Here is a 3,062-nt window from a genome sequence, read left to right as displayed (position 1 = left end):
GGCGAAAACAGCAGGCCGATGCCATTGGCCCCGTCACGGCCCAGCAACTCGGTCGCCGTATCGAAACCGGCAATCGCCACGTCAGCCGACAGGAAGGAATTGTCCGAGGGTGAGCGGGCCGACCCATTGCGCGAACGCGGATCGTACCACACCATGACCGAGCTGCCATTCACGACGCGGGCATCACCCTTGGAGACGTTAAAGTCCTGACCGAACAGGAATTCGCGCATATTGGTCAGGCCGAAGGTCGGATCGGTGGTGTAGCCCACCTGTGCGCGGTTACCGGGGCTGTTGCCGTCATAGGCACCGGGGGCCAGGCCATCGACGCAGTGGGCGGCGAACAGGACCGTGCGCGGATTGATCAGCAGGCCCGTACAGGTGCCGCCGGAATTGCCCGCCTCATTACGGATCATCAGCCCCACCATGTAGGGACGCGTGTTCGTCGTATCCACGGCCGCCCCCGGCGGCACCGTCTCAGGCGTGACCACCGCTGCGGCCTGCTGCGGCAGGGCAAGGGCCGCCACCGACAGGAGCGCCGTAGAGGCAAGGCAGGCAGAACGCAACGATTTCAGAGACTTCATAAAACTTCCCCGGAGCTGAATATGGATTTGAGATAACAAACCAGGAGGACAATGCGTCAGAGGCGACACATGACGACCACTTTTGAGACAAAAACCCTATCTGCATTTCGGTGTTTTTCAATCACCAATATAAGGGAATGCGCGCCTGATTTCAGTTGTTACAATTCTGACACAGTGCCCTTGACGGCGCGCCCGGCGATCTTTGCTAAGGGGCGTTCCCGGCTTGGCAGAGGGCCGCGTGTCGATTAGGCTTTCAACCGCAGGGGGCGTGATGGCACAGGACAAGACCGCAGACAGAGAGCAACGCCTCGCCGAATCGTGGGCGCGCTGGCGGGAAGCGGACTATTCGTGGGAAGGGTTGCTTGACCCACGGAAAGAGAGCTACGACTTTGAGTCGCTCCAGCAGTACTGGCGTACCGATCCGGAGACCGGAGAGGTACGCGACGATACGGCGCTTGTGGCAGCGGGCGAACTGATAGTCGTCGAGGGTCAAAAGTCCTATCATATTGCCCACCTGCCGCTGCACTATGAAGATGGTACGCCGACGGCCAAGACGACAACCGACACCGCCAGAGCGCTGCATGAGCGCCTGACCGCTGTTATCGTCGCGCGCCTGAAGGCCGCTGCAACCGACGAGGCCCCATTGGCCGTGATGAACGGCCTTGTCACTATCGGCACACTCTACCTGTTTATGAATCACCTACGGGCCTGTTTCGATTGGGCCATTCTGGCCAAAGCCAGCTTCTCCCGCGTAACCTTCTCTCGCGACGCAAGCTTCAAAAACGCAACCTTCTCTGGCACCGCCAACTTCGACAGCGCAACCTTCTCTGGTTACACCCGCTTCGACAGCGCAATTTTCTGTGGCTTCACCCGCTTCGATAGCACAATCTTTTCTGGCGACGCCAGCTTCCTAAGCACAATCTTTTCTGGCGGCGCCAGCTTCCTAAGCGCAACCTTCTCTCGCTACGCCTACTTCTCCAGCGCAACCTTCTCTGGTACCGCCAACTTCGACAGCGCAACCTTCTCTCGCTACGCTTTCTTCGACAGAACAACCTTCTCAGGCGACACCCGCTTCGTAAGCGCAACCTTCTCTGGTGACACCCGCTTCGTAAGCGCAATCTTCTCTGGCAGGGCCCAATTCAAATTTGCCCTGTTCGAAAAGCCTCTCACCCTAGATGAGGCCGTGTTCCTTGGGGTGGCTGATTTTGAGGGAGATGGCTCAGGCACCTCCCGACCGGGCGCATCGCAAGCGCTAAGCCTTAGCCGACGCGCCGATAAACCCGATCAGTTTGAGGGAAGCCTTGCGTCTTTGGATCCGCCGTCTCTGGCCACCTTACGGCGCATTCCGTCGATTGCGGCAAGTGGTACGGTCTTTCTGGGTGAGGCTAATTTTTCCAACCGCGACATACCCAATGCCTCGACCTTCAAGGATGCGCGTTTTTACGGGGCCGTCTGTTTTCATGACGGCAAGCTGCATCCGGAAGTGATCTTTCCGCACGCTCAATGGCAACCGTCCCTCGACTTCCCGCCCTCGGCAGCCGCATTGCCGCCTGTTCCCGACAGGGCGCTCAAGGCACTTTATGAGGCCGCCGTGCCTGAAGGCGAGAGATCAACGCGAGCTTTAACAGAATGGCAACAAGGGTTTCAAACGGCGTGGCAAATAAAGGCAACGACCGCATATGAAGACCTTCGAAACACGACAGAAAGGAACATCCTCCGTGATGGCCTGTCTCCAACAACATGGTCGAAATGGCGTCACTTCCTGTTGAACATAATAAAACGCCCCCCCGCAGAGACTCCCGCAGAGGCGCTTATCTCCCGCCGCATCGACGACTTCTATTTTGCTAAGGTCGAGTCGGGGTTTCGCACGCTGAAACTGATCATGGAAGGTCGCCGCGACCGGGAGGCCGAAGGGGAGTTCTTTCGTCTGGAACTCATGGCGCGGCGTAAGCGTTCCAATGTCAGTCCCGGACTGCATTTCGCCACAGACGGCTATCGGCTACTATCGGGGTACGGGCTGTCTGTGGTGCGCCCTGTGATCTGGCTTTTCGCGATATGGCTGCTCTGTATCCCGATCTTTGGTCTGTTTCATCTGGATATGGACGCAGTCATCGCTGTGTTCGAAAACAGACAGGCGGCCGATATTCAGGCGTGGCTGTCTCTTCTCGCTACGGTGCCCTCGCATCTGGTCGAAGCCGCGTCCGTGTCGGCTAGCCGTATCTTTCCGTTCGGGGCGTTTGAAGATGTATCGAAGGACTTTGCTACATCGCTGGGCCAGCCCTATCTGAAACTGATCTTCCGCCTCTTGGCCACCGTCGAATCCTTTCTGGCGCTCACTCTGGCCTTCCTGTTCGGCCTTGCCGTGCGCCGGCGCTTCCAGATCAGCTAAAGTCCATTTGCGCCGCTCACCTTTTCGGCTATAGCGAAGCGTCAGCGCCGAGTGCGACCCTGTGCGTCGCCTCATGTGCGCTTCGTTCAGAG

Annotated in this window: 2 protein-coding genes; one reads left to right on the top strand and one right to left on the bottom strand. The window is 58.4% G+C overall.

What is annotated here, in order from left to right:
* Positions 1–581: trypsin-like serine protease (locus Q0072_RS15980; RefSeq protein ID WP_298332122.1), on the bottom strand; the 581-nt coding region annotated here is incomplete at its 3' end.
* Positions 582–852: 271 nt separating this feature from the next.
* Here Q0072_RS15980 and Q0072_RS15975 point away from each other — a divergent pair.
* The gene (locus tag Q0072_RS15975) at positions 853–2,970 is read left to right on the top strand and encodes a pentapeptide repeat-containing protein (protein WP_298332120.1); all 2,118 of its coding nucleotides are present in this window, start codon (positions 853–855) and stop codon (positions 2,968–2,970) included.
* Positions 2,971–3,062: the final 92 nt, after the last annotated feature.

The organism is Asticcacaulis sp. (assembly GCF_027484505.1).
In the GTDB taxonomy this organism is placed as follows: Bacteria; Pseudomonadota; Alphaproteobacteria; order Caulobacterales; family Caulobacteraceae; genus Asticcacaulis.
This window is presented reverse-complemented; position numbering and strand designations above follow the sequence as displayed.